We start from the raw sequence: 23,270 nt of genomic DNA on the forward strand, positions 1-23,270 counted from the left end.
CGCGCCCGGCCCGCCCGGCGCTCAGGCCGCGACCCAGATGGCCCGCGCGACGTCGGGACCGACGTCGACCGTGCCGCTCGCGGTGGCGACCTGCATCGAGCCCGAGTAGGGCTTGACGCCGAGCACCGTGAGCTGCGCGTCGAGCGCGATGCCCGCGTCGGCGAGGAAGCGGAGCATCGCGGGGTCCTCGTCCGAGATCCGCACGACCGCGCCCTCGTGACCGGCCGGCGCCTCCGCGAGCAGCACCGCGTCGGGGCGCCGCACGGTGCCGTCCGCGCCGGGGATCGGGTCGCCGTGCGGGTCGCGCTCGGGGTCGCCGAGCGAGGCCGCGATCGACTCGAGCAGCCGGTCGCTCAGCGCGTGCTCAAGGACCTCGGCCTCGTCGTGCACCTCGTCCCACTCGTAGCCGTGCCGCTCGACGAGCCAGGTCTCGACCACCCGATGGCGCCGCACCTGCCGCACCGCGAGCCGGCGCCCCTCGGGGGTGAGCTCGACCGCGCCGTACGGCCGGTGGTGCACGAGCCCCGCCGCGGCGAGCTTCTTCACCATCTCCGTCACCGTCGAGTTCGCGAGGCCGAGCCGCGTGGCGAGCTGCGAGGGCGTGACGGGCTCGGGCTGCCACTCGGTGTGGTGGTAGATCGCCTTGACGTAGTCCTCAGCCGCCGTCGACCGCATGCCGCCTCGCTCTCGCCCACCGGATGACGAGCCCCCGCCGGGGCCCGAACAGCAACGCTAGCCCGAAGGCGAGCCCCTGCGAGAGCACGACGGCCCCGCCCGGGGAGATGTCGAGCCAGAAGGCGCCGAGGAGCCCCACCATCGACGCTGCGACCGTGATGCCGACGGACCACGCGAGCAGCGCATCCCACCGCACGGCGATGAGCGACGCCGTCGCGCCCGGGATGACGAGCATCGCGACGACGAGGATGATGCCCACCGCCTGCAGCGCCGTCACGACCGTGAGCGCGAGCGCGCCGAGCAGCACGGCGTGCAGCAGCCGCGGCCGCAGGCCGATCGCGTGCGCGTGGCCGGGGTCGAACGCGACGAGCGTGAGGTCGCGGCGCAGCACGAGGAGCGCGACGCACACGATCGCGCCGACGATGAGCACCTGGGCGATGTCAGCGTCCGAGACGCCGAGCACGTTGCCGAACAGGATGTGCTGCAGGTCGGTCTCGGCGGGCGTCACCGAGACGATGACGAGCCCGAGCGCGAACAGGGTCGTGAAGACCACGCCGATCGCCGCATCCGCCTTGATCCGCGAGGCGGCGCGCACGCCGCCGATGAGCGCGACCGCCCCGATGCCGAACACCGCCGCGCCGAGCGCGAACGGCAGGCCGAGGATGTAGGCGAGCGCGACGCCGGGCAGCACCGCGTGGGAGACGGCGTCGCCCATGAGCGACCAGCCCATCTGCACGAGCCACGTCGACAGCAGGGCGCACGCGACCGCGGCGACGAGCGTGACGAGGATCGCGCGCAGCATGAAGTCGTAGGTGAAGGGCGCGAGCAGGACGTCGATCATCGCTCCCCCGCCGCTCCGGCACCGAAGGCCTCGGCGATGCGCTCGGGGCTCAGCGCCTCCTCGGGCGGGCCCTGGTGCAGGAGCCGGCCGCGCAGCAGCAGCACGTCGTCGACGAGCTCCGCGACGCCCGAGAGGTCGTGGTGCACGATGACGACCGTGCGGCCGCGCTCGCGGAGCCCGCGCAGCACCGAGACGATGCGCGCCTCGCTCGAGCGGTCGACGCCGGCGAAGGGCTCGTCGAGCAGCAGCAGCTCGGCGTCCTGCGCGATCGCCCGCGCGACGAAGGCGCGCTTGCGCTGGCCGCCCGAGAGCTCGCCGATCTGCCGGTCGGCGAGCTCCGCGATGCCGAGCAGCTCGAGCGCGTCGGCGACGGCGGCGCGGTCGGCGGCGCGCGGGATGCGCAGGAGCCCCATGCGCCCGAAGCGGCCGGTCGTGACGACATCGCGCACCGTGACCGGGAAGTCCCAGTCGACCGACTCGGCTTGCGGCACCGAGGCGACGAGGCCAGCGCGGCGCGCCTCGGCGGGTCTCCGGCCGAGGATCCGCACCGTCCCCTCGTGCGGCACGCGCTCGAGGATCGCGGCGAGCATCGACGACTTCCCCGAGCCGTTGACGCCCACGAGGCCGGTGATCCGGCCCGATCGGATGCGCGCGGTCACGTCGTCGAGGGCACGCACGTCGCCGTAGCGCACCCCGAGCCCCTCGACGACGATCGCGTCGTGCGCTGCCGTGCCGCTCATCCGCCCAGTCCTCCCAGGATCGCCTCGATGTCGTGCTCGACGAGCGCGAGGTAGGTCGGCGCCGGGCCGTCGGGCGCCGAGAGCGAGTCGACGTGCAGGCTGCCGTCGAAGCGCGCGCCCGCGCCGCGCGCGATCTGCTGCTGGGTGCCCGGGTTCGTCGTCGACTCGCAGAAGACGGTCGGCACCTGGCGCTCCTCGACGATCGCGGCGACCTCGGCGATCGACTGCGGCGTGCCCTGGCCGCCGGCGTTCACGGGCCACAGGCTCGCCTCGTCGAGGCCCGCGTCGCGAGCGAGGTAGCTGAAGGCGCCTTCGCACGTGACGAGCACGCGGTGCCGCTCGGGGAGCCGCGCGACGCCGTCGCGGAGGCGCTCGCCGAGCGCGTCGAGGCGCGCGGTCAGGGCCGCGGCGCGCGCGTCGATCGCGGCGCGCTCGGCCGGGACGAGGTCGCCGATCGCGACGCGGAGCGCCTCGACGTAGCGGGCGCCCTCCGCGGGCGCGACCCACGCGTGCGCGTTGGGATTGCCGGCGTAGTGGCCCGTCTCGATCGCGATCGGCTCGACGGCGTCGCTCAGCACGACGCGCGGCGCGTCCTGCCGCTCGACGAGGGTCAGCAGCCAGTCGTCGATCCCCCACCCGTTCACGACGACGAGGTCGGCGCCCTCGGTGCGGACGAGGTCGCCGGGCGTCGGCTCGTAGTCGTGCACCTCGACGCCCGGCCGCGTGAGCGACTCGACACGCGCCGCGTCGCCCGCGACCTCGCGCGCGATGTCGGCGATCACGGTGAAGGTCGCGAGCACGAGCGGGCGATCGTCGCCGGGCGGCGCCGCGGGCGCAGCGGTCGCGCAACCGGTGAGCGCCGCGGCGGCGACGACCGCGGACGTCGCGGCACCCGCGATCCTTCGCCGCGCCGCATGCTGATTTTTCGGCATGCCGAAATCATGCCACATGCGCGCGCCGAGCGGACCCCTTTGGGCGCCGCGGACCCGACATGCGGGGTCCGCGCTGCCGGAAGGGGTCCGCGCAGAGGGCGGGCGGCTACGCGCCGCGGATGCGCTCCGCGAGCGCCGCGAACGCGATCCGGCGGTGGCTCAGCGCGTCCTTCTCCTCGGCGCTCAGCTCGGCCGACGAGCGGCCCCCGCCGTCGTGCGGCACGAAGATCGGGTCGTAGCCGAACCCGCCCTCGCCGCGCGGCGCATGCGCGACCTCGCCCGCCCACTCGCCGCGCACCGCGAGCTCGCCGTCGGCGTCGACCCACGCGGCCGCGCACACGAAGCGCGCGCCGCGGTCGGCCCGGTCACCGAGGTGCTCGAGCAGCAGCTCGAGGTTGTCGCGGTCGTCGCGCGTGCCCGCGTAGCGAGCCGAGTGGATGCCGGGGGCGCCGCCGATCGCATCGACCTCGATGCCCGAGTCGTCGGCGATCGCCGGCAGCCCCGTGCGCTCGTGCGCGGCGCGCGCCTTGATGAGCGCGTTCGCCTCGAAGCTGTCGCCGTCCTCGACCGGCTCCGGTCCGTCGTCGGGCAGCAGCTCGATGCCGGGCAGGAGCGGCGCGAGGATGCGCTGCAGCTCCTCGACCTTGTGGGGGTTGCGCGTCGCCACGACGACCTGCAGGCCGCCGCCGCGCGGGTCGATGCCCGTCGAGCCGAAGCCCGTGTCGACGGGGCTCACGCGAGCGCCTCGCGCTGCAGCTCGGTGAGCCGCGCGGTGCCGGCGAGCGCGAGGTCGAGCAGCGCGTCGAGCTCCGAGCGGTCGAAGGGCGCGCCCTCGGCGGTGCCCTGCACCTCGACGAGCAGCCCGCGGCCGGTCGCCACGACGTTCATGTCGGTGCCGGCGCGCACGTCCTCGAGGTAGTCGAGGTCGAGGGTCGGCTCGCCGTCGACGATGCCGACCGAGACGGCCGCGACCGAGTCGACGAGCGGCTTCGCGCTCCTCGGCACCCGCCCCTGCGCCTGCGCCCACGCGACCGCGTCGGCGAGCGCGACCCACGCGCCGGTGATCGCGGCGGTCCGGGTCCCGCCGTCGGCCTGCAGCACGTCGCAGTCGACGGTGATCGAGAGCTCGCCGAGCGCCCGCATGTCGACGCCCGCGCGCAGGGAGCGGCCGACGAGACGCGAGATCTCGTGGGTGCGCCCGCCGACGCGTCCCTTCACGCTCTCGCGATCCATCCGCTCGTTCGTCGAGCGCGGCAGCATCGCGTACTCGGCGGTCACCCAGCCCTTGCCCTTCCCCGCCATCCAGCGCGGCACGGTCGGCATGACGGATGCGGTGCACAGCACGCGCGTGCCGCCGAACGACACGAGGGCGCTCCCCTCGGCCTGCGCGCTCCAGCCCCGCTCGATCGTGACCTCGCGCAGCTGATCGAGCTGCCTGCCGTCCTTGCGTGCCATGGTCTCTCCTTCAGTCGGTGCGGCCGGGCAGCTGGATGACCCCGGTCTGGTGGAACTCGACGTGCGTGACCTCGGGCCCGAGGAAGCGACGCGCGAGCCGGAGGAACGGCTCCTGCGCCTCCGTCGTCGCCTCGAACTCGTAGGTCGGGCTCGCGTCGACGGGGGCGAGCATGCGCCGATCGCTCAGGATGCGGTAGACGTCGCCCGCCGTCTCCTCGGCGCTCGAGACGAGCCGCACGTCGGGGCCGGCGACGTAGCCGATCGCGCCCGCGAGCAGCGGGTAGTGGGTGCAGCCGAGCACGAGCGTGTCGAGCCTCTCGGCGAGCAGCGGCTCGAGGTACTCGCGCGCGGCCTCGAGCACTTCGTCGCCCGTCGTGACGCCCGCCTCGACGAACTCGACGAAGCGCGGCGCGGCGCCGGCCGCGACATGCGGCACGCCCGCGGCGGCGAACGCGCGCTGGTAGGCGCCGGAGCCGATCGTGCCGGCCGTGCCGATCACGCCGATGCGGCCAGAGCGGCTCTGCGCGACGGCGGCGCGCACCGCGGGGTCGATGACCTCGACGACGGGGATGCCCATCCCCGCCTCGTAGCGCTCGCGCGCGACGTCGAGGGTCGCCGCGGAGGCGGTGTTGCACGCGATGACGAGCATCTTCACGCCCTGCGCGACGAGCGTGTCGAGCACGTCGAGCGCGAGCGCCCGCACCTCGGCCTGCTCGCGCGGCCCGTAGGGGCCGTTCGCGGTGTCGCCGATGTAGGTGATCGACTCGGCCGGCAGCTGGTCGATGAGCGCCCTCGCCACGGTGAGCCCTCCGACGCCGCTGTCGAAGACTCCGATCGGGCGCTGCACGACGGCAAGCCTAGTCGTGGCCCGCTCACGGCTCGCTCAGAGGCTCGACCTGTCAGGATGGCTCCGTCGGGCGGAGCCTTCATCCCCTCCCGCGACGGTGAGGAGAGACTGCGTGATCGAGTTCGACGCGGTGCGCAAGGAGTACGCGGGCGGCACGGTCGCGGTCGCGGACTTCAGCCTGCGCGTGCCGACGCACTCGGTCGTCGCGCTCGTGGGCTCCTCGGGCAGCGGCAAGACGACCCTGCTGCGGATGGTGAACCGCATGGTCGAGCCGACCGCGGGCGCCGTGCGCATCGACGGCGTCGACGTCCGGTCGATCGACGCGGTGCCGCTCCGCCGCTCGATCGGCTACGTGCTGCAGGCCGGGGGCCTGCTCCCCCACCGCACCGTCGCCGACAACGTCGCGACGGTGCCGGTGCTCGCGGGCCGCTCGCGGCGCGAGGCGCGGTCGGATGCGCTCGGCCTCCTCGAGCGCGTCGGCCTCGACCCCGCGCTCGCCGACCGCTACCCCGCCCAGCTCTCCGGCGGCCAGCAGCAGCGCGTCGGCGTCGCGCGCGCGCTCGCCGCCGACCCGAGCATCCTGCTCATGGACGAGCCGTTCGGCGCGGTGGACCCGATCGTGCGCGAGCAGCTGCAGGCGGAGCTGCGCGCGCTGCAGGCCGAGCTCGGCAAGACGGTGCTGTTCGTCACCCACGACATCGACGAGGCGTTCGCGCTCGGCGACGAGGTGATCGTGCTCCGCGAGGGCGCCGAGATCGCGCAGCGGGGAACGCCGACCGAGATCCTCGCCTCACCGGCCGACGACTTCGTCGCCTCCTTCGTGGGCGCCGGCACCGCCCGCCGCACGCTGCGCATCCGCGAGGTCGACGGCCGCCGCGTCGTCGTCGACGGCGACGACCGCCCGACGGGCGTGCTCGAGGCCGACGCCCGCGAGGGCGCGCCGTGACGTGGCTGAGCCAGAACCTCCACATCGTGTGGGGGCTACTGGCCGATCACCTGCTGCTCTCGGTGCCGCCGATCCTGCTGAGCCTCGTCATCTCGGTGCCGCTCGGGCGGCTCGCGGCCGGGAGCCGCCGCTGGCGCACGCCGCTGCTGACCGGCACGGGCCTCCTCTACGCGATCCCGTCGCTGCCGCTGTTCATCATCATCCCCGCGATCACGGGCTTCGCGCTCCGCTCGCCCGCGACGATCATCACCGCGCTCACGCTCTACGGCTGCGCGCTCCTCGTGCGCGGGGCGGCGGATGCGTTCGCGTCCGTCCCCGAGGACGTCCGGCTCGCGGCTGAGGCGACCGGGCACTCGCGCTGGGCGATGTTCTGGCGCGTCGAGCTCCCGCTCGCCGGCCCCGTGCTGCTCGCGTCGCTGCGCGTCGTCGCGGTCTCGACCGTGAGCCTCGTGACGGTCGGCGCCGTCATCGGCATCTCGAGCCTCGGCACGCTCTTCACCGACGGCTTCCAGCGCGGCATCGAGGCATCCATCCTCACCGGCATCGTGCTCACGGCAGCCGTCGCGTTCGCGCTCGACGGGCTGTGCGTGCTCGCCGGCCGCGTCGCGATGCCCTGGCGGCGGGCGGTGGCCGCGTGAACCTGCTGCTCGACGCGCTCGCGTGGGTGCTCGATCCCCTCAGCTGGCCGGGCCCGCGCGGCATCGGCGCGCGCCTCGTCGAGCACCTCGGGTTCTCGGCGGCCGTCGTGCTCGCCGCGTGCGCGATCGGCATCCCCGCGGGCGTCGCGATCGGCCACACCGGTCGGGGCCGCGCGCTCGTCATCCTGCTCACGAGCGGCGCCCGAGCGCTCCCCACCCTCGGGCTGCTGACGATCCTCGGGCTCGCGCTCGGGATCGGCCTCGAGGCGCCCTTCCTCGCCCTGCTCGTGCTCGCCCTCCCGCCCGTGCTCGCGGGCGCCTACGCGGGCGTCGAGTCGGTCGAGCGGCAGGCGGTCGGCGCCTCGCGCGCGATCGGCATGACGGAGTGGCAGATCGTGCGCGGCGTCGAGCTGCCGCTCGCCGCCCCCGTCATCCTCGGCGGCGTCCGCTCCGCGGCGCTGCAGGTCATCTCCACCGCGACGCTCGCGGCCTACATCGCCGACACGGGCCTCGGGCGACCGCTCTTCGAGGGGCTCAAGACCCAGCGCTACGACATCATGCTCGGCGCCTCGTTGCTCGTCGCACTGCTCGCGCTCGTCGTCGAGCTGTGCTTCCAAGCCCTCCAATCCGCGGCGAGCCGCCGCGCCGAACCCCATCGCGCGCCCCGAGGCGCCAGAGAGAGGACCCCCGCATGACCCGCACCACCCGTAGAGCCGCGCTCGCCCTCGCGGCCGTCGGCACCGCGAGCGCGATGCTCGTCGGCTGCGCGAGCGCCGATCCGCTCGCCGACGAGAGCGCAGCGCCCTCGAGCGACGGCGACGGCTCGACGCTCGTCGTCGGCTCGCAGGACTACTACTCGAGCGAGATCATCGCCGAGCTCTACGCGCAGGCGCTCGAGGCCGCCGGCTACACGATCGACCGGCAGCTGCGCATCGGGCAGCGCGAGGTGTACGTGCCAGAGATCGAGTCGGGCGCGATCGACCTCTTCCCCGAGTACACCGGTCCGCTGCTGCAGTACTGGTCGCCCGACCCCGAGGAGCGCACGACCGACGAGGTCTACGACGCGCTCGTCGCGGCGGCCCCCGAGGGCCTCTCGATCCTCGACCAGGCGGAGGCGACCGATCAGGACGCGTACGTCGTCACTCGCGAGCTCGCGGAGCAGTACGGACTCGAGACCGTCGCCGACCTCGCCGAGGTCGACGAGCCGCTCACGATGGGGGCGAACTCTGAGGCCGAGAGCCGGCCGAACGGGCCGCAGGGGCTCGCGAGCGTCTACGGCATCGAGGTCGGCTTCACGCCGATCGAGGACGGCGGCGGCCCGCTCACGATCCGCGCGCTGGAGGACGGCGACATCCAGCTCGCGATCGTCTACACCGCCGACCCGACGATCGCCCAGAACGACCTCGTCGTGCTCGAGGACACCGAGGGCCTGTTCCTCGCGTCGCACGTCGTGCCGGTCGCGAGCGACCGGGTGGACGAGGCCGCGCGAGCGGTCGTAAACGAGGTGAGCGCCGCGCTCTCCGCCGACGCGCTCATCGAGCTCAACCGCCGCAGCGTCGAGGAGCAGTCGCCCGCGGCCGACATCGCGCGCGACTGGCTCGAGGAGGAGGGCCTGCTCTCCTAGTCAGCGGCGCACCATGCGGTGCATGGGGATCCCGCCCCACGTCGGCCCGGTCGAGATCCGCTCGTCGAGGTGCACGAAGCCGCGCCGCTCGTAGAAGCGCGCCGCCCGCGCGTTGCCGTCGATGAGCCACAGGTAGTGGGGCCGCTCGTCGACGACGGCGTCGAAGAGCGCCGCGCCGAGCCCGGTGCCGTGCATCTCGGCGGCGACGTAGAGCCGGTCGAGCTCGCGACCGGCCGGGGGCGGCACGAGCCCGAGCTCCCGCTCCCAGCGCGCGGGCGCGGGACCGGCGGCGGCGATGCCGACGATGCGCCCACCGAGCCACGCGATGCGGCGCTCCGCCTCGCCGGGCTCGCCGAACACGTGCGCGAGCCCCGCGATGTTCGCCTGCTCGAGCCCGCGCTCGCCGAAGTCCTCGGGCAGCTGCCCCGCGTAGGTGCGCTGCTGCTCGGCGACGAGGAAGCGCGCCCACGCCTCCGCGTCCTCCGGTCTCGGCGCCCGCAGCTCGACGCCCTCGGGCGGCGGGAGCTCGCTCGTCGGCAGGGGTCGGGTCTCGTCGCGCACCGATCCACGCTACCGGCTCCCGCTCCCTCGCCCCGAGCGTCGGCATAGGCTGGCGCCGTGACCGACACCGCGCTCATGACCGACCGCTACGAGCTGACGATGATCGACGCGGCGCTGCGCTCCGGCACGGCGTTCCGCCCCTCGGCGTTCGAGGTCTTCGCCCGCCGGCTGCCGGGCGCGCGCCGCTACGGCGTCGTCGCCGGCACGGGCCGCTTCCTCGAGCGCCTCGCCGAGTTCCGCTTCGGCGACGCCGAGCTCGCGTTCCTGCGCGAGGAGCGCGTCGTCTCCGCCGAGCTCCTCGACTGGCTCGCCGGCTACCGCTTCCGGGGCGACATCCGCGGCTACGCCGAGGGCGAGGCCTACTTCCCCGGCTCCCCCATCCTCGTCGTCGAGGGCTCGTTCGCCGAGGCGGTCGTGCTCGAGACCGTCGCGCTCTCGGTGCTCAACTACGACTCGGCCGTCGCGAACGCCGCGACCCGCATGGCGCGCGCCGCGAAGGGGCGACCGGTCGCCGAGATGGGCTCGCGCCGCGCGAGCGAGGAGGCGGCGATCGCCGCCGCTCGCGCCGCCTACATCGCGGGCTTCCGCGCGACGAGCAACCTCGCCGCCGGCGCTCGCTGGGGCATCCCGACGATGGGCACCGCCGCCCACTCCTTCACGCTCCTGCACGACTCGGAGGCCGAGGCCTTCCAGGCGCAGATCGAGACGCTCGGCGTCGGCACGACGCTCCTCGTCGACACCTACGACATCGAGCAGGGCATCCGCACGGCGATCGAGGTCGCGGGGCCCAGGCTCGGCGGCATCCGGCTCGACTCGGGCGACCTCGACGAGGTCGCCGCCGAGGCGCGCGCGCTGCTCGACTCGCTCGGCGCGACCGAGACGCGCATCACCGTCACGAGCGACCTCGACGAGTACGCGATCGCGGCCCTGCAGGCGAGCCCGGTGGATGCGTACGGGGTCGGCACGAGCGTCGTCACCGGCTCGGGCGCGCCCGCGGCGGGCATGGTCTACAAGCTCGTCGCCCGGCAGGGCGACGACGGCGCCTGGGTCGGCGTCGGCAAGCGCAGCGAGGACAAGGCCTCGCGCCCCGGCGAGAAGGTCGCGGTGCGCACCCTCGAGGGCGGCGTCGCGGTCGAGGAGACGGTGCTCGTCACCGACGACGCCGAGGTGCTCGAGCAGGCCGCGACGCGCGGCCGCGCGCTCCAGGTGCCGCTCGTCGAGCGCGGCGAGATCGACGAGCGCTGGCTCGGCCCCGCGGGCGTCGAGCGCGCGCGCGAGCGGCACGCCGCCTCGATCGAGGAGCTGCCGGCGGAGGCGCACCGCCTCGCGCGCGGCGAGCCCGCGATCCCGACGGTCTTCCGCTGACGCATCCGACGCCGTCAGGGTTCAGTCCGCGCGCAGCTTCTCGTAGATCTCCTTGCACGTCGGGCAGATCGGGAACTTCTCCGGGTCACGCCCGGGCGTCCACTTCTTGCCGCAGAGCGCGCGCACGGGCTTGCCCGAGAGCGCCGACTGCAGGATCTTCTCCTTCTTGACGTAGTGCGAGAAGCGGTCGTGGTCGCCGTCCTCGACCGACTCCTCGTTGAGCAGCTGCTCGAGCTCGCGGTCGAGCACGTCGGTGCTGCCGCCCGTGCCGACGGTATCCGGTCCAGGGGTGAGGGTCATGCGAGCCATGATCCCACGCTCAGCCTCCTCCCGGCACGGTCGGGACACGATGATGCCGACACGGTGGTGCCGACGCGATGATGGATGCGTCGCGGCACGCGACGAGGACGACGAGGGGATGCCATGGACGAGCTCGACCGCGACGAGGAGATGGGCTGGCTCATCACGACGCTCGAGAACATCCTCGGCGTGCAGCGGCCGCTCGTCGTCGGCCACTTGCGCAGCCTGCGCCGCCGGCACCCCGACATGACCCCCGAGCAGATGATCGCGCGGCTCGAGAAGCAGTACCTCGCGGCCGTCACGAGCGGCGGCGCGGCCGTCGGCGCGAGCGCCGTCGCCCCCGGCATCGGCACCGTCGCGGCGATCGGCCTCACGGCCGCCGAGACGGTCGTCTTCCTCGAGGCGAGCGCGTTCTTCGCGCAGGCCGTCGCCGAGGTGCACGGCATCGCGGTCGAGGACGAGCAGCGCGCGAAGGCCCTCGTCATGGGGCTCATGCTCGGCTCGGGCGGCAAGGCGCTCGTCAAGCGCGTCGCCGACCAGGCGCTCGGCCGCCGCGGCGGCGGCACGGCGTTCTGGGGCCAGATGATCACCTCGTCGCTCCCGAGCGGTGCGATGGGGCAGGTCATCGACCTCATGCGGCGCGCGTTCCTGCGCCGGATGGCGAGGAACACGGGCGCGAGCATGGTCGGTCGCGCGATGCCCTTCGGCATCGGGGCCGTCATCGGCGGCGTCGGCAACAACATGCTCGGCCGGCAGGTCGTCAAGGCATCGCGCGAGGCGTTCGGGCCGCCGCCGGTGCGGCACCACGGCTTCCTCTCCCCCGCCGAGCGCGAGGAGCGCGTGAGCCTCGGCCGGCGCATCCGCGAGGCGCGCGAGATCGAGCGCGAGGGCCTCGGCGGCGGCCTCCGGCGGCTGCGCGAGCGCCGCGACGCCGATGCGGCGCGCACCGACGCCCTCGGCACCGACGCCCCCGGCGCCGACGGCGACGGGGGCGCGAGCGCCGACGACCGCTGACTAGGGCAGCTCGCCGAGCGTGACCTCCACCTCGGCGCGCTCGCCGTCCCGCAGGTACTCGATCGTCACCGTCGTGCCCGCGGCGTGCGCGCGCACCTGGGCGGTCGCGTCGACGGCGTTCGTCACCGGCGCCCCCTCGATCGCCGTGATGACGTCGCCCGGCTGCAGGCCCGCCGCGGCGGCGGCACCGCCGTCGGTGAGCTCTCGCAGCTGGCCGCCGACCGAGCCGATCGACGCGTCGCGCACGTCGCTCACCGTCGCGCCCAGCAGCCCGTGGGTCGCCTCGCCGCTGTCGATGATCTCCTGCACGACGCGCTGCACGAGGCTCGACTCGATCGCGAAGCCGATGCCGATCGAGCCCGACGACTCGCCCTGCCCCATGCTCGCGATCGCGACGTTGACGCCGATGAGCTGACCGGAGGCGTTCAGGAGCGCGCCGCCCGAGTTGCCCGGGTTGATCGAGGCATCCGTCTGGACCACGGGGATCGAGATGTCCTCCTGCGCCGCTTGCGCGCCGTTCTCCTGCCAGAAGCCGAACGGCGACTGCTGCGAGTCCTGCGAGTCGTCCGGCGCCGCGCTCGAGGCGATGCGCAGCCCCCGGTCGACCGCCGACACGATGCCGTCGGTGACGGAGTTCGAGAGGCCGAGCGGCGCGCCGATCGCGATCGCGGTGTCGCCCACCCGCACGTCGTCGCTCGACGCGAACGTCACGACCGGCAGCTCGGCGTCGACCCGCAGCACCGCGAGGTCGACGACGGGATCGGTGCCGACGATCTCGGCCGCGAGCAGCCGGCCGTCGCTCGTCTCCACGGTGATGGATGCGTCGGCCGACTGGCCGTCGAGCGTCACGACGTGGTTGTTGGTGACGATGTAGCCGCCGGGCGCGATCACGACGCCGGAGCCCTCGCCCGCCCCGGCGCGCGAGGCCGCCTGCACGGTCACGACCGAGGGCCCCGCGGCGGCCGCGACGTCGGCGATCGTGCCGGGGTCGGAGACCGGCTCGGCGGCCGCGCCGCCGGCGGGCGCCGATTGGGTCTGCGGGCTCGACTGCTGGGCCGCGAGCGCGCCGCCGCCGAAGCCCGTCGCGCCGCCGATGAGCGCGGCGCCGACGATCGCGCCGACGACGAGCCCGGCGCCGCGGCGACGCGCGGGCGCCTGCGCCGTGCCGGTGCCCGCGGGCGGCCCGTAGCTCGGCTGCCCGTCGTGCGGCTGCCCGTAGGGCGAGGGCACCGACGCCGACGAGGCGAACGGGGCGGAGGCGTAGGGGTTCCCGGTGCCGTACGGCGCCGAGGGTGGGGCCGCCTGGGCGCTCGGCTGCCCGGCGCTCGGCTGCCGCGCGCTCTGCCAGCGGGCGTCGTCCACCGGCCGCGACCAGGGGTTCGGCACGCGGCCCGGCTCGCTCGCGGGCTGCGTCGGCTCGTACGGGTTCGTCATGCCCTCGACGATGCCACGCCAATCCATGCGGTTCCTAAGCAGTCGCAATGTCGACCGTTCGTGGTGGGAAGCGAGTAGCGTCGAGGGCATGGAGGTCGATCGCTCGCACCGAGCACCCTGGCAGCGCACGGCGGCAGGGGCGGGCCTGCTGGGAGCCGACGGGCGCCTCGCGCCGACGATCTTCGCCGAGATGACGGCGCTCGCGACGCGCACCGGCGCGCTCAACCTCGGCCAGGGCTTCCCCGACGAGGACGGCCCGCGCGCGGTGCTCGATGCCGCGAAGCACGCGATCGACCACGGGCGCAACCAGTACGGGCCCGGCCGCGGCGCGCCCGAGCTCATCGACGCGATCGTCGAGCACCAGCGCCGCTTCTACGGCATCGGCCTCGGCCGCGGCGACGTGCTCATCACCGCCGGCGCGACCGAGGGCCTCGCCGCGACGATGCTGGCGTACCTCGAGCCGGGCGACGAGGTCGTCGTCTTCGAGCCCTACTACGACGCGTACGCCGCCATCGCCGCGCTCGCGGGCGCCGTGCTCGTGCCCGTGCCGCTCACGGCCCCCGACTTCCAGCCCGACCCCGACCGGCTGCTGCGCGCGACGAGCCCACGCACGCGCATGATCCTCGTGAACTCGCCGCACAACCCCACCGGCTCGGTGTTCAGCGAGGAGACGGTGCGCCACATCGTGCGGATCGCCGAGCGGCGCGACGCGCTCATCGTCACCGACGAGGTCTACGAGCACCTCGTCTACGACGAGCAGCACGTGCCGGTCGCGGCCTTCCAGGCGGCGCGCGAGCGGCTCGTCTCGATCTCCTCCGCGGGCAAGACCTTCTCGATCACCGGCTGGAAGGTCGGCTGGATCATGTCGACGCCCGAGCGGATCGCGCACATCACCGCCGTCAAGCAGTACCTCACGTTCGTCAACGGCGCGCCGTTCCAGCCGGCCGTCGCGGTCGGCCTGCGCCTGCCGGACGAGCACTTCCAGACGATCCGCGACTCCTTCTGCCGCAAGCGCGACATCCTCACGCGGGGCCTGCGGAAGGCGGGCTTCAAGGTCAACGACGCGATGGCCGGCTACTTCGTGCTCGCCGACGCCGCCCCGCTCGGCATCGACGACGCGAGCGCGCTCGCGCGGCGGCTGCCGGAGCTCGCGGGCGTCGTGGGCGTGCCGCTCTCCGCGTTCGCGCGGCCCTCGCGACGCGACCTCCGCTCGACGATGCGCTTCGCGTTCTGCAAGTCCGACGACACCCTCCACCGGGCGGCCGAGCAGCTCGCGGCCCTCCGGGGCGTCGAGCTGCAGCCCGCGCGCTGAGCGCCCGGGCCGCGTCGCTCGCGCGACGCGCGCTCAGGCGATCCGGTAGCGCCGGTTCGCGAGCGAGGGGTTGCGGCGCCGCGTCGAGGCGGTCACCGCCGGGTCGATCGGGGCGATCGCGATGCCCTCCGCGTCGCCGAGCGCAGCGAGCGGGATCCCCATCGGGTCGGCGATGAGCGAGCAGCCGACGCCGAGCGGCGGCGCTTGCCCCGCGGCGACGACGTGCACGGTCGACTCGATCGCGCGCGCGGTGACGAGCGTCGTCCAGTGGCGCTCCTTCTGCGGGCCCCGCACCCACTCCGCGGGCACGAGGATGACGTCGGCCCCCGCATCCACGAGCCGCCTCGTCGACTCCGGGAAGCGGAGGTCGTAGCAGGTCTGGATGCCGATGCGCGTGCCGCGGAAGTCGACGACGGGCACCTGGGCGGGATCGCCGGGCGTGAGCCAGTCGGACTCGCTCGAGCCGAACGCGTCGTAGAGGTGCACCTTGCGGTAGGCGACCCGGAGCCCGCTCGCGTCGACCGCGACGACCGTGTTGCTCGGCCCCGCGTCGGTGCGCTCGACGAGCCCGGCGACGACGAGTGCGTCGTGCGCCGCGGCGCGCTCGACGAGCATCGTGACGAACGGGCCGTCGAGCGGCTCGGCGGCGCCCGGCGCGGTCTCGGCGAGCGTCGGCGAGCAGTGCTGCGCATACTCGGGCAGCACGATGAGCTCCGCGCCTCGACCGGCTGCTCCGTCGATCCACGCGGCGGCCGCCGCGCGGTTCGCGTCGACGTCCTCGGTCGCGGCGAGCTGCACCGCCGCCGCCATCAGCACCCCGGTCGCATCCGCCATGCCCCAAGCCTACGGCGGGCGCGCGCCGATGCTGGCGCACGCGGGCGGCGGGTGCGAGGATGCGACCGACGAAGGGAGCAGGATGCTCGTCGCATTCTCCATCGCGCCCGGCACCGCCGGGCCGGACGGCTCGGTGCACGACGCGGTCGCGGCCGCCGTGCGCGTCGTGCGCGGCAGCGGGCTGCCGCACCGCACCGACGCGATGTTCACGACCATCGAGGGCGAGTGGGACGAGGTGATGGCGGTCGTCAAGCGCGCGACCGACGCCGTGCTCGCGCTCTCGCCCCGCGCATCCCTCGTCCTGAAGGCCGACATCCGGCCGGGCTGGACGGGTGAGCTCGACGGCAAGGTCGACCGGCTCGAGCGAGCCCTCGAGGAGGACGCATGAGATCCGAGCTGTTCGCCGAGGCCAACCAGGAGGCCCAGTCGACCGAGCGCTGGGTGAAGCAGTCGAGCAAGATGCTGCGCATCGCCGTCTCGGGCGGCGGCGACGTGCTCGCCGCGAAGGGCGCGATGGTCGCCTACCAGGGGCGCATGGAGTTCCAGCACGAGGGCGCGGGCGCCGCCCGCATGCTCAAGAAGCTCGTCACCGGCGAGGGCGCGCCGCTCATGCGCATCCGCGGCGAGGGTGAGGTGTTCCTCGCGCGCGACGCGGCGAACGTCTTCACCGTGCTGCTCGAGGGCGAGGGGCTCTCGGTGAGCGGCAAGAACCTGCTCGCGTTCGATCCCGACCTGCAGTGGGACATCAGGATGCTGCGCAGCGGCAACATCATGGCGGGCGGGCTCTTCAACGTCGAGATCGGCGGGCGGGGCACGATCGGCATCTCGTGCGAGGGCCAGCCGATGCTGCTCGACTGCTCGCGGCAGCCGACGTTCGTCGACCCCAACGCGGCGGTCTGCTGGTCGGCGAACCTGCAGCCGAGCGTCGTGAACAGCATGAACATGCGCTCGATGCTGCGCGGCGGCACGGGCGAGGCGTTCCAGCTCGCCTTCCACCGGCCCGGCTTCGTCGTCGTGCAGCCGAGCGAGGGCCGCCAGCAGCTCTCGGGATCGAACGGCGGGTCCTCCTCCGGCGGCGGGCTCGGCAGCCTCTTCGAGTGACTCAGGCCCGCGTGCCGCGCGCCGCCCACGCGAGCCCGCGCGCCTCGAACGGCGGCGCGGGCAGCAGCTCGCGGTAGCGCTCGCACAACCGGGCACGAGCGGCGGCGTCGAGCCGAGCGACGAGCTCGCCGACCGGGCCGACGCCGAGCTCGAACGGCTCCCACCACTCGTCGAACGAGCCGATGCGCACGCTCGCCTCGAGCGGCGCCTCCACGACGTCGCGGAGCCCCGCGCCCTCGAGCAGCCGCGCGAGGTCGCCCCGCCGCGTCCCGACCCGCGGCGGCGGCGGCGCGATGCCCGAGACCTCGGCCGCCGCGGTCCAGAAGGGCCCGACCGGCCCCCGCTCGTGATCCCACACGCACGCGGCGACGGTGCCGCCCGGGCGCACGACGCGAGCCATCTCGGCGACGCCGGCCGACGCATCCGCCATGAAGTGCACGACGAGCTGCGCGAGCGCCGCGTCGAACGAGGCGTCCGCGAACGGCAGCGCCTCGGCGGCGCCCTCGAGCGCGCGCACGCCCGGGCATCGCTCCCGCACGGCGGCGACGAACGAGCGCGAGGGGTCGACGGCGGTGACGCGCGCGCCACGCGCGAGCAGCTCCTCGGTGAGCGCGCCGGGGCCGCTGCCGACGTCGAGGGCCTCTCCCGCGCCGACGCCCGCGAAGTCGGCGAAGTCGCGCGCGAGCGGGCGCGAGAAGCGGCCCATGAAGCGGTCGTACGCATCGGCGGAGACGGCGAAGCCCATGCCGGGACGCTACGCCGCCGGCCAGAGATGCAGAAGAGGCGCCCTCTCGGGCGCCTCTTCTCGTGCCGCAGTTCGCGGACTTCGTTGCGGGGACAGGATTTGAACCTGCGACCTCCGGGTTATGAGCCCGGCGAGCTACCGAGCTGCTCCACCCCGCGGCACAAGAAGAGACTCTATCAGCCGCGGGGCGGAAGGGCAAACCGGCTAGGGCGCGACGGTCTCGCTCGTCGCCGGCTCCTCGGCGGGCGCCGACTGCTCGGGGGCGTCCTCCGGGGCGATCTCGGGCGCCTCGGTGCCCTCGATCTGCGCCGAGAGGTCGACCGCGCGCTGCACCGCCTCGTTGAGCCGCACCTCCGCCTCGGCGGCGGCGACGACGTCGCCCTCCGCGTAGGCGGCCTGGCGCGCCTGGATCGCCGCGACGGCCTCCTGCAGCGCCGTGTCGAGCTGCGCCTGCAGGTCGGCGTCGGGCGCCTCGGCGCCCGGCTCCGCCGGCTCCTCCGTGCCGGGCTCGACGTCCGAGTCGCCCGCGTCGGCACCCGAGTCGCCGCCGAAGAGCGCGTCGAGCGCCTCGTCGAGCGTGTCCTCGAAGGCGATGTCGTCGCCGAACGCGACGAGGATCTTCCGCAGCACCGGGAACGACGTCGCGCCCGTCGAGCGCAGGTAGACCGGCTGCACGTAGAGCAGGCCGCCGCCGACCGGGAGGGTCAGCAGGTTGCCGTTGATCACGTCGGACGCGCCCTGGCGCAGCAGGTTGAGCTCTCGCGAGACCTGGTCGTCGGTGTCGAAGGTGTTCTGCACCTGGCCGGGGCCCGGGATCGAGCGGTCCTTCGGCAGCATCTGCAGCGTCAGCTGGCCGTAGGTTTCGAGCCGCTCCCCCGCGGTGCCTCCCGCGTCGGCGTTGACCGACAGGTAGCCGTAGAGCACCTCGCGGCCGTCGCGCGGGATGAACGTCGAGTAGAGCGTGAACGCGGGGTCCTGCCCGTCGACCGACATCGTCAGGTAGTACGGCGGCTGGGGCGGCGCCTGCGTCTGCGCGCTCGACCACGTCGGGTCGGCGGGCGTCGCCCACTGGTCGTCGCCCGAGAAGAACGTCGCCGGGTCGGTGACGTGGTAGTCGCCGAGGATGTTGCGCTGCAGCTTGAACAGGTCGGCCGGGTAGCGCACGTGGCTCATGAGCTCACCCGACATCTCGCTCATCGGGCGGATGGTGCCCGGGTAGATCTCCTGCCAGGCCTGCAGGATCGGGTCCTCCGTGTCCCACGCGTACAGCGTGACCGAGCCGTCGTACGCATCCACCACGGCCTTGACCGAGTTGCGCATGTAGTTGATGACGTCGCCCGGCGTGAACCCGGGGTTCGGGTTCGTGGTGTCGGCGATCGTCTGCGCGACCGAGCGGTGGGATGCGTAGGGGAACGACGACGACGTCGTCATGCCGTCCACGATCCACACGAGCCGCTCGTCGACGACCGCCGGGTAGCTGTCGGTGTCGAGCGTCAGGTAGGGCGCGACCTCCCCGACCCGCTGGCGCGGGTCGCGGTCGTAGAGGATCTGCGACTCCTCGTTGACCGCGTCGGAGAGGATGATCTGCTCCGACTGGAACTTGAGCGCGTAGACGAGCCGGTTGAGGAAGCTGTCGAGCTTCGGGCCGCCGTCGCCCGCGAACGTCGTGTTCGCGTTGCCGCTGCCCTCCTCGGTCGAGCGCGGGTAGTCGAGCTCGAGGTTCGGCGAGCCCTCGGGGCCGCCGACGATCGAGTAGTCGGGCGTCGACTCGCCGAAGTAGACGCGCGGCTCGTACTCGCCGAGCGCGCCGTCGGTCGGGATGCCCGCCTGCAGGAACACCGGCTGGCCCTCGGGGCCGCGCTGGTTGCCGTACGCCGCGACGACGCCGTAGCCGTGCGTGTAGACGATGTGGCGGTTGTACCAGCTGTCCTCGTCGAGCCCGGTGAGGTCGAGCTCGCGCACCGCGATGACCGTGTCGGTCGTCTGCCCGTCGATCTCGTAGCGGTCGACGTCGAGCTGCTCGGGGAAGCCGTAGTACTGGCGGTACTCCTGCAGGTTCGCGAACGCGTCGGTGACGAGCGCGGGGTCGATGATGCGGATGTTCGCGGTCGTCTCGGCGTCCTCGCGGAGCGCGCCGGGCTCGGCGTCCGTGCGCGCGTCGGACGGCGTCTCGACCATCTCGTCGACGCCCCACGCGGCGCGCGTCGCGTCGATGTTGCGCTGGATGTACTCGGCCTCGAGCGTCCGCGCGCTCGGGTCGACCTGGAAGCGCTGCACGATCGCGGGGTAGGCGACCCCGACGACGAGCGACGACGCGATGAGCAGCGCCGTGCCGACGATCGCGATGCGCCAGCGGCCGATGACCGCGGTGACGATGAAGAAGACGGCGACGAGCGCGGCGATGCCCGCCATGATCTGGGCGCCGGGGATCGACGCGTTGACCTCGGTGTAGCCGGCACCCGTCTCGAGGAAGCCCTGCGCGGGCATCGAGAGCGCGGCGTACTGGCCGAGCCAGATCGAGACGCCGAGCGCGAGCATGTAGAGCGCGCCCGTGACGGCGAGCTGGATGCGCGCGGAGCGCGAGATGCGGAACTCGCGGCCGGTGACGCGGATCGCGCCGTAGAGGTAGGAGGTCGCGAGCGCCGCGACGAGGCAGATGAACAGCACCGCGAGCGCGAAGCCGACGATCGACTGGTAGAAGGGCAGCTCGAAGACGTAGAAGCCGATGTCGAAGCCGAACTGCGGGTCGGCCTCGCCGAAGGGCTTGCGGTGCAGCCACAGCTGCGCCGTCTCCCACTGCGACGCGGAGGCGATGCCGGCGAAGAGGCCGAGCACGGCGGGGGCGGCCCACATGCCCACGCGGCGGAGCGGCTCGACGAGCTCCTGGTAGCGGTCGAGCTGCGAGCTCAGCTGCGCGTAGACGGGCCGCGAGCGGAAGGCGATCTGCACGCTGAGCGCGAGGGGCACCGCCATGCCGAGGAACCCGATGAGGAACATCACGAGCATCGAGAGCCAGCGCGTCTGCAGCACCTGCAGGAAGCCGAGCTGGTCGAACCAGAGGATGTCGGCGTAGAAGCCGGAGAAGAGCACGAAGGCGCCGAGGATCGCGGCGACCACGATCACGGTGATCAGGAGCGGCGATGGCCTCCTGCCCGTCGGTCCGCTCGGCGCGGTCGGCGGCATGGGTCGTTCGGCGTTGACAGACACGTCGGGATGCTCCAAGGAAGGGCTCGGCGGGCGGTGCCGCCATGCTATCGGCCGCTCCTATGAGCCAGGCACGGTCGGGGCGGCGCTCCGCGCCCCGCTCGCCGTCAGGAGCCGGCGGGCGCCTCGCACGTGGGGAGCGCGCCCGCGTCGCCCTGCTCGGCGACCGTCTCGATCGCGGTGACCGCCTCGTCGAGGGTCGAGACGGCGAAGACCGTGAGCCCCTCCGGCACGTGGCCGACGACCTCCGCGCAGTTCGCGGCGGGCGCGAGGAAGTGCGTCGCGCCCGCGTCGACCGCGCCGTGCATCTTCTGCACGATGCCGCCGATCGCGCCCACGTCGCCGAGCGCGGCGATCGTGCCCGTGCCGGCCCAGCGGGTGCCGGCGGTCATCGCGCCCGGGGTGAGCTCGTCGATGATCCCGAGGGCGAACATCATGCCCGCGCTCGGGCCCCCGACGTTCGGCAGCTGGATGTCGACCTCGAAGGGGAACGCGAACTCGTGCGCGGGGTAGATGCCGACGATGCGCTGCTCTCCCTCCGTCGCGGGCGTCACCTCGACCGTGAGCGGCGCGCCGTCGCGCTCGATCTCGAACGTCGACGCGCCCTCATCGGCGGCGATGGATGCGCGGATGGAGTAGACGTCGTAGGCGGTGTCGCCGTTGACCCGCAGGATCCGGTCGTCCTCCTCGAGGAGGCCCTCGGCGGGCGAGCCCTCGATGACCCCCGCGACGCGCACGTCGCTCTCGACGGGCTCGCCGAGGTGCAGGAGCGCGGCGGCGACCGCGGCCGACTGCGAGTTGCGCATCTCGATCCGGCCGGCCTCGTTCGCGTCCTCGACCGAGACCGATGGCGGGTACGCGACCTCCATCGGGATGATGGCGCGAGACGGGTCGACGTACGCCTTCGCGACGTCGACCCACGTGAGCGGGCGCTCGGGGTTCCCGAGCAGCGAGACCGTGAGCAGCCGCAGCTCGCCCTCGGTCGGGAAGGTCTCGGCGCCCTCGATCTCGATGAGCTCGCCCGCGTCGGTCGCGCCGAGCGTGTCGAACGTCGGGCCGGGCACCTCGACGATGTAGGGCGATGGCACGAAGGCGAGCGAGAGCGACGCGACGCCCGTCACGCCGAGCGCGACCCAGCCGGCGCGGCGCACGCGGCGCGGGCGCACGTCCGGGAAGCGGGGCTGAGCCCGGTGTTCGCGGACGGCGGATGGCTGGTTGGGCGGATACCCGGCGGGCTCGGACATGCTGGGGCTAGCGTAGTCGCATGCCTGAGGAGCCCGAGGACCGCCGCCCCGAGGACGAGCTGCGGGAGATGCTCCAGCAGTTCCTCTCCGGCCAGGGGCCCATCGATCCGTCGCGCCTCGCCGGCGCCGCCGGCATGCCGAGCGACCCGGCCCAGCTGCAAGCCCTCATGGCGCAGCTGCAGGCGGCGCTCGCCCGCACCGACGACGGCATCGACTGGTCGGCCGCGCAGCGGCAGGCGGCCGCGGTCGTGCAGCGCGACCCCGGCTCGGTGACGACCGCCGAGCGCGACGCGGTGCGGCAGGCCGCCGACCTCGCGGCGCTCTGGCTGAGCGAGACGACCGAGATCGGCGCCGCCGCGAGCTCGCTCACGCTCCTCTCGCGCCAGCAGTGGGTCGACGCGACGATCCCCGTGTGGCAGGAGATGAGCGAGCCGGTCGCGAACAGCATCGCGAACGCGCTCACGAGCGCGATGCAGGAGCACGCGCCCGAGGAGGCGCAGGAGCTGCTCGCGGGTGCCGAGCGCATCCTCCGCAACGTCGGCGGCACGATGTTCGCGATGCAGCTCGGCAACGTCGTCGGGCAGCTCGCGAGCGAGACGATCGCGGGCGGCGACTTCGGCTTCCCGCTGCTCGAGGACACCGCGGCGCTGCTGCCCGTCAACCTGCGCGCCGCCGCCGAGGGGCTCGAGATCCCCGAGGACCAGGTGCGCATCTGGATGGCGGCGCGCGAGCTCGCCCATGCCCGCCTGTTCCACCACGCGCGCTGGCTGCGGCTGCACGTGCTCTCCTCCGTGCGGGAGTACGCCGAGGGCATCCGCATCGACGTCGACCGGCTCGAGGAGCTCGCGGAGTCGTTCGACCCCACCAACCCCGAGGAGCTCCGCGAGGCGCTCGGCAGCGGCGCGCTCATCCCGCCGAAGACACCGGAGCAGGTCGAGGCGCTCGCGCGCCTCGAGACGACGATCGCCCTCATCGACGGCTGGGTCGACGCCGTGACCGAGTCCGCGACCGCGAGGCTGCCCAAGCGCGACGCGATCGCCGAGACGGTGCGCCGGCGGCGCGCGACGGGCGGACCGGCCGAGAAGGCCTTCGGCACCCTCGTGGGCCTCGAGATCCGCCCCCGGCGCCTCCGCGAGGCGGCGGCGTTCTGGCACGCGGTGACGGATGCGGTGGGCCCGGAGGTGCGCGACTCCCTGTGGGACCAGGCCGACCTCATGCCGGGCTCGGCCGACATCGACGACCCCTCGCGCGTCATCGCGCGGCTCCGCGGCGTCGGGGAGCTCGACGAGATGGACCTCGCCCTGCAGGAGCTGCTCGACGACGCCGAGCGGGGCGACGGCGAGGCGGACGAGGGGCCAGCCCCCGCCGCCGGCTGAGCCGCTTCGCGCCGCAGGCGCTGAGCGTGTCGAAGCCGCCTCCACAGCCTTGTGGAGACTGAGCGACGCCGAGTGCCGCGCT

The 23,270-nt window shown here is 74.0% G+C and carries 24 protein-coding genes and 1 tRNA gene; 10 read left to right on the forward strand and 15 right to left on the reverse strand.

The window, feature by feature from the left end; all coding sequences use genetic code 11:
- Positions 1–21: 21 nt before the first annotated feature.
- From H508_RS0106090 to murI, 7 genes are all read right to left on the reverse strand, one after another.
- On the reverse strand, positions 22–675 hold the full coding sequence (locus H508_RS0106090; protein ID WP_026373411.1) for a metal-dependent transcriptional regulator: 654 nt from the start codon (positions 673–675) through the stop codon (positions 22–24).
- Positions 656–1,516, reverse strand: coding sequence for a metal ABC transporter permease (locus tag H508_RS0106095; protein ID WP_026373412.1), 861 nt, complete (start codon positions 1,514–1,516; stop codon positions 656–658). The genes H508_RS0106090 and H508_RS0106095 overlap by 20 nt, the downstream gene beginning before the upstream one ends.
- Positions 1,513–2,256: a metal ABC transporter ATP-binding protein gene (locus H508_RS0106100; RefSeq protein ID WP_026373413.1), complete on the reverse strand. Its 744-nt coding sequence runs from the start codon at positions 2,254–2,256 to the stop codon at positions 1,513–1,515. Before H508_RS0106100 ends, H508_RS0106095 begins: the two co-directional genes overlap by 4 nt.
- On the reverse strand, positions 2,253–3,188 hold the full coding sequence (locus H508_RS0106105; protein ID WP_084155158.1) for a metal ABC transporter solute-binding protein, Zn/Mn family: 936 nt from the start codon (positions 3,186–3,188) through the stop codon (positions 2,253–2,255). Before H508_RS0106105 ends, H508_RS0106100 begins: the two co-directional genes overlap by 4 nt.
- A gap of 106 nt (positions 3,189–3,294) precedes the next feature.
- Positions 3,295–3,924, reverse strand: a complete 630-nt coding sequence (gene rdgB, locus H508_RS0106110) for an RdgB/HAM1 family non-canonical purine NTP pyrophosphatase (protein ID WP_245569467.1) — start codon at positions 3,922–3,924, stop codon at positions 3,295–3,297.
- On the reverse strand, positions 3,921–4,643 hold the full coding sequence (gene rph / locus H508_RS0106115; RefSeq protein ID WP_026373416.1) for a ribonuclease PH: 723 nt from the start codon (positions 4,641–4,643) through the stop codon (positions 3,921–3,923). The genes rdgB and rph overlap by 4 nt, the downstream gene beginning before the upstream one ends.
- 10 nt (positions 4,644–4,653) lie before the next feature.
- Positions 4,654–5,490 (reverse strand): glutamate racemase, encoded by an 837-nt coding sequence (murI, locus tag H508_RS0106120; RefSeq protein ID WP_026373417.1) that lies wholly within the window; start codon positions 5,488–5,490, stop codon positions 4,654–4,656.
- A gap of 112 nt (positions 5,491–5,602) precedes the next feature.
- Between murI and H508_RS17655 the strand changes: the two genes are divergently transcribed.
- The 4 genes from H508_RS17655 to H508_RS0106140 are packed head-to-tail and all read left to right on the forward strand — an operon-like array spanning position 5,603 to position 8,698.
- A complete protein-coding gene (locus H508_RS17655; RefSeq protein ID WP_026373418.1) occupies positions 5,603–6,436 on the forward strand; it encodes an ABC transporter ATP-binding protein in 834 nt (277 codons plus the stop codon).
- Entirely contained in the window at positions 6,433–7,074 is a 642-nt protein-coding gene (locus tag H508_RS17660; RefSeq protein ID WP_026373419.1) for an ABC transporter permease, read from the forward strand. Before H508_RS17655 ends, H508_RS17660 begins: the two co-directional genes overlap by 4 nt.
- Positions 7,071–7,769: an ABC transporter permease gene (locus H508_RS14870; RefSeq protein ID WP_035254183.1), complete on the forward strand. Its 699-nt coding sequence runs from the start codon at positions 7,071–7,073 to the stop codon at positions 7,767–7,769. Before H508_RS17660 ends, H508_RS14870 begins: the two co-directional genes overlap by 4 nt.
- The gene (locus H508_RS0106140; RefSeq protein ID WP_026373420.1) at positions 7,766–8,698 is read left to right on the forward strand and encodes an ABC transporter substrate-binding protein; all 933 of its coding nucleotides are present in this window, start codon (positions 7,766–7,768) and stop codon (positions 8,696–8,698) included. The genes H508_RS14870 and H508_RS0106140 overlap by 4 nt, the downstream gene beginning before the upstream one ends.
- Here the strand turns inward: H508_RS0106140 and H508_RS14875 are convergent, their stop codons facing one another.
- Positions 8,699–9,259: a GNAT family N-acetyltransferase gene (locus H508_RS14875; RefSeq protein WP_051222853.1), complete on the reverse strand. Its 561-nt coding sequence runs from the start codon at positions 9,257–9,259 to the stop codon at positions 8,699–8,701. It abuts the gene before it with no gap.
- Positions 9,260–9,316: 57 nt separating this feature from the next.
- Here H508_RS14875 and H508_RS0106150 point away from each other — a divergent pair, with 57 nt between their 5' ends.
- Positions 9,317–10,624 (forward strand): nicotinate phosphoribosyltransferase, encoded by a 1,308-nt coding sequence (locus tag H508_RS0106150; protein ID WP_026373421.1) that lies wholly within the window; start codon positions 9,317–9,319, stop codon positions 10,622–10,624.
- A 21-nt stretch (positions 10,625–10,645) separates the two neighbouring features.
- Here H508_RS0106150 and H508_RS0106155 read toward each other — a convergent pair whose 3' ends face one another.
- Positions 10,646–10,924 carry a DUF3039 domain-containing protein gene (locus H508_RS0106155; RefSeq protein WP_084155159.1) on the reverse strand — a complete coding sequence of 93 codons (279 nt, stop codon included), beginning with the start codon at positions 10,922–10,924 and terminating at the stop codon, positions 10,646–10,648.
- Positions 10,925–11,047: 123 nt separating this feature from the next.
- Here H508_RS0106155 and H508_RS14880 point away from each other — a divergent pair, with 123 nt between their 5' ends.
- Positions 11,048–11,938, forward strand: coding sequence for a hypothetical protein (locus tag H508_RS14880; protein ID WP_156906008.1), 891 nt, complete (start codon positions 11,048–11,050; stop codon positions 11,936–11,938).
- Here the strand turns inward: H508_RS14880 and H508_RS14885 are convergent, their stop codons facing one another.
- Positions 11,939–13,399, reverse strand: a complete 1,461-nt coding sequence (locus H508_RS14885; RefSeq protein WP_051222855.1) for a S1C family serine protease — start codon at positions 13,397–13,399, stop codon at positions 11,939–11,941.
- 61 nt (positions 13,400–13,460) lie between these two features.
- On the opposite strand from H508_RS14885, the gene H508_RS0106170 reads away from it, so the two are divergent.
- Positions 13,461–14,684: an aminotransferase class I/II-fold pyridoxal phosphate-dependent enzyme gene (locus H508_RS0106170; protein WP_026373423.1), complete on the forward strand. Its 1,224-nt coding sequence runs from the start codon at positions 13,461–13,463 to the stop codon at positions 14,682–14,684.
- A gap of 33 nt (positions 14,685–14,717) precedes the next feature.
- On the opposite strand, the gene H508_RS0106175 is transcribed toward H508_RS0106170, so the two are convergent.
- Positions 14,718–15,518, reverse strand: coding sequence for a carbon-nitrogen hydrolase family protein (locus tag H508_RS0106175; protein ID WP_035254184.1), 801 nt, complete (start codon positions 15,516–15,518; stop codon positions 14,718–14,720).
- Between the two features lie 82 nt (positions 15,519–15,600).
- On the opposite strand from H508_RS0106175, the gene H508_RS0106180 reads away from it, so the two are divergent.
- Entirely contained in the window at positions 15,601–15,906 is a 306-nt protein-coding gene (locus tag H508_RS0106180) for a thiamine-binding protein (protein WP_026373425.1), read from the forward strand.
- Entirely contained in the window at positions 15,903–16,619 is a 717-nt protein-coding gene (locus H508_RS0106185; RefSeq protein WP_026373426.1) for an AIM24 family protein, read from the forward strand. The genes H508_RS0106180 and H508_RS0106185 overlap by 4 nt, the downstream gene beginning before the upstream one ends.
- 1 nt (position 16,620) lies before the next feature.
- Here the strand turns inward: H508_RS0106185 and H508_RS0106190 are convergent, their stop codons facing one another.
- The 4 genes from H508_RS0106190 to H508_RS0106205 form a co-directional block, all read right to left on the reverse strand.
- A complete protein-coding gene (locus H508_RS0106190) occupies positions 16,621–17,364 on the reverse strand; it encodes a class I SAM-dependent methyltransferase (RefSeq protein ID WP_026373427.1) in 744 nt (247 codons plus the stop codon).
- 84 nt (positions 17,365–17,448) lie between these two features.
- Positions 17,449–17,522, reverse strand: a tRNA-Met gene (locus tag H508_RS0106195).
- A gap of 46 nt (positions 17,523–17,568) precedes the next feature.
- Complete coding sequence (locus tag H508_RS14890; protein WP_211220850.1) at positions 17,569–20,547, reverse strand: UPF0182 family membrane protein; 2,979 nt, start codon at positions 20,545–20,547, stop codon at positions 17,569–17,571.
- Between the two features lie 128 nt (positions 20,548–20,675).
- On the reverse strand, positions 20,676–21,734 hold the full coding sequence (locus H508_RS0106205; protein WP_026373428.1) for a YlbL family protein: 1,059 nt from the start codon (positions 21,732–21,734) through the stop codon (positions 20,676–20,678).
- Between the two features lie 98 nt (positions 21,735–21,832).
- Here H508_RS0106205 and H508_RS0106210 point away from each other — a divergent pair, with 98 nt between their 5' ends.
- Positions 21,833–23,188, forward strand: coding sequence for a zinc-dependent metalloprotease (locus H508_RS0106210; protein ID WP_026373429.1), 1,356 nt, complete (start codon positions 21,833–21,835; stop codon positions 23,186–23,188).
- The last annotated feature ends 82 nt before the right edge of the window (positions 23,189–23,270 follow it).

The organism is Agrococcus lahaulensis DSM 17612, assembly GCF_000425105.1.
GTDB lineage: Bacteria > Actinomycetota > Actinomycetes > Actinomycetales > Microbacteriaceae > Agrococcus > Agrococcus lahaulensis.